Origin of the sequence: Bizionia gelidisalsuginis (genome assembly GCF_008086185.1) — a bacterium.
Taxonomy (GTDB): domain Bacteria; phylum Bacteroidota; class Bacteroidia; order Flavobacteriales; family Flavobacteriaceae; genus Bizionia; species Bizionia saleffrena.
In genome coordinates this window covers 1-3,143 of the sequence record NZ_VSKN01000055.1, presented here as the reverse complement: position 1 = coordinate 3,143, position 3,143 = coordinate 1, and the positions used below count along the sequence as shown (strand labels likewise).

The following is a 3,143-nucleotide window of genomic DNA, read 5'->3' as shown; positions in this document are numbered from 1 at the left end:
GGTAGCTTCAATTGGTGTAAAGAGCAATTGTTGAGATGAACGTTGAACCGCCGTATACGAGACCCGTACGTACGGTGGTGTGAGAGGCGCACTGGCAATCATTCGATTGTCAGCCGTCTACTCGATTGGCAACTGGGCACTTTTAAATTCTTGATTAATCAAATATTACTTTGGTTTAATAGATTTAAAAAGCATTTTAACTAAAATATAAATTAGTGTGCTGTAATATTAATTTGTTTTATAAGTTTTATAGTTTGGGATGCTCAAATATTAAATTAGGTTAGTAGTTTTGTAAAATAGTATGCGAAATTTATATTTAGGCTTATCGGTCTTATTTTACTTGATGATATATTGCGTTTTACTGAATGTAGAATATATTTCTGAGATTAAATTATATGATTTTATTGTTTTTTTTAACAAAAAAGACTGCTTTAGAAAAGCAGTCTTTTGCAAATTTTAAAATTGTATTATTTGATTATTATTAGTTTTCTTAGTATTTCTCCATCTAATGATAAAACTTCTAAAACATAATTTCCTGTTCTTAAATTTAATTCGGTTAGATTAAATTTGTTTGTATAGTATTGTTTTTTATAAACTGCATTACCAAAGAAATCGTAAATTTTGACGTTATTTACAATCTTACTTTTGCTTTTTAATTGTAAATCATTACAAGGTATGCTTGGTGGTAATTTATTTACTATAATTCCACCTCCTTTTACTGGTTGTTGATACACTTTTAATTCCCAAGGTTCTTGTGGACAAGGATTGCCACCACCATTACCATTGGCATATATAGTTACTTGCTTATAGCTAATATCTGATGCTCCACAATCGTTTAAGGCTCTAACATTAACTACAAAATTTCCTGTACAAGTTCCCCAATTTATAAACGCATATTTAGATGCAGATGTTAAGGTGCTTGTATTTCCATTTCCAGTTTGAAAACTTGGTAATACGCCACCATTTTGGCAATTTGCATTTTGAGCATTTATAAACCAATAATACCCTGTTGCTCCTGAAACATAATCTACATTTAGTTGTGAGGTGGAATTTACACCAACGTTGTCGTGACCGCCGTGAATTGTGTACGATGTTACTGCTGGCGAGCCGATAGCAACATTGTTTTTAAAAATATCGAATGTTTGTCCACAGGAATTAGTTAATGTTGCTGTAATATTAATTACTCCATTTCCAGTAGGTGTTAGAGTAATTTGGTTACCGTTAATTGAAATTGAAGCAATATTAGTATTATCAATACTCCAACTTGTAACACTTGTGCCACTAGCTAAACCGAATACGCTAAAGTTTTCTGTTGAGCAAACTGCATTATCACCTGTAATAACATTATTGGAAGTAAAATCTGCTAAAGTTATATTAGAAGTTAATTGTGGAAAATTAATACCATCTAGTTTTGGTGTAACTGTAACATTATCTGGTGGAAAAAGAGTTGGTGTTAATTGTACATTATTAACTGTTGTTGTAAAATTAGATGCAGAACTACCATTATACAACCAACCATTACCAATATTCCATTGATATAATTGAACTCCTGGAGAATTGTTTTCGTTATTAACAGTAAAAGTTTTTGGAGAATTACTATCGCAAATTAATGTTGCATTATTTTGTGTAAGTGTAAATCTTGGTTTGGTAATGTCAACATCACAAGAATCATCATTAATACTACCATTACTTGTCTCTGTATATATTAAATATATTCTTCCTCCTTCAGTATCTCCAGCATCAAAATCATTATTGTTAAGCTGCATAATTATTGGGATATTTAGTTCAGCATTTGTGTTTTGTGAATCATAAGTCCAGTCACCTGCATCAACAACAATAGTTTGATAAACTTCTTGTGCGGACCCTGTCCAATAAGCAATTTTTAAATTACCTTCAGTGAAAATAAATCCATTTGGTGTCGATTCAACCTCAACTCTAGCATCAAATGAAATTGAGTGATTATTAGCAGAGTTAAAATTTATTGTGCCACATTCTGAAAATAGAGCTTCCTAGATATTGAATATTTTGCATACTTATATCATTTATTTGAGAAAATGAATTTATGGTAAGTGAAAGAAACAGAAAAGTTAATATCTGCTTAATAATTGTAAAATTTTTCATAATTTTGTTAAGTTTTAAATTAATTATTTTAGACGGTAATTGTTTTAAACTGGAGGAGCTTCTACCTAGTAGGAGCTTTCTCTTTTTTAGATTATTTTTAAGTCATGTTTTTGTTTATTTTAGTTAAGATTATTTTTTTTCTAAATGTATTTGAAAGCCAATAACAGCTTTTATATTATTTGCAACACCTGTCGGCAAATTCCCTCTTTCATATTCTATAGCAAACTCCAATCCAACAGCACTATTAAAGAAAACTACCTGTCCAGCTCTAACTCCATAAAAATTTGATGTATTGCTACGCGCTCCTCCTTCAATATCTGAAACTACATGAACAATATCAAAATGAACTTGCGCAAATAGATTAAATGTTTTTTCAGGTTCTAAGAAGTAATATCTTGTAAACAAACCAACACCATAAGTAGTAAAGATAGTTTGATTAGTATATCCCAAAGTAGCGCCTAAAGCAAACCTTTCTTTTATAAAATAACCAATGTTAGGCTTTATTGTAATTCTATCAATTTTGGTGTCTGCCCCATTATCAAACTTAGAATTTCGGCTAGAATATTCACCACTTCCACCTACAAGCCAATTGCCTTTATTTAATTGTGCATTTGCATTTGTATAAATAAAAGCTAGTAATATAAATAATTTTAATGTTTTCATATTTATGATTGTTTTTAATTAGATGTTAAAGAAATAAATATTATGGGTAAAAAAGTCACAATTAGTATTTATTTCGTTTCAGCCGTATGAGTGTGTTAAGCCTTGTTGCCAACGTGTTTGTATATGTTTTGTTGCGTGTTTCAAGCAACTAATTTAGTAAATAAAACACTGACAAAGAAAGTCCGTTTGGACTTTCGTAAATTGGCTAAAACCAGCAATTAATTTTATACGGTGTGTGTGCCCAGTATGGGCATCTTTAACTTACAGCAAAGTAAGTAATTAATCTAGAGGGTGCAAGTCCCTTATGCGCTGGGGTAACGCCTAGAAGCATTAGTAAGTCGCAAGGGTGGTAACTGCAA

The 3,143-nt window shown here is 30.9% G+C and carries 2 protein-coding genes; both read right to left on the bottom strand.

Features of this window, described 5'->3' with window-relative positions; translation table 11 throughout:
• Window positions 1-467 precede the first annotated feature (467 nt).
• Window positions 468-1,766 carry a T9SS type A sorting domain-containing protein gene (locus ES677_RS14930; RefSeq protein ID WP_148381687.1) on the bottom strand — a complete coding sequence of 433 codons (1,299 nt, stop codon included), beginning with the start codon at window positions 1,764-1,766 and terminating at the stop codon, window positions 468-470.
• Window positions 1,767-2,250: 484 nt separating this feature from the next.
• Window positions 2,251-2,784, bottom strand: a complete 534-nt coding sequence (locus ES677_RS14925; RefSeq protein ID WP_148381686.1) for a hypothetical protein — start codon at window positions 2,782-2,784, stop codon at window positions 2,251-2,253.
• Window positions 2,785-3,143 lie beyond the last annotated feature (359 nt).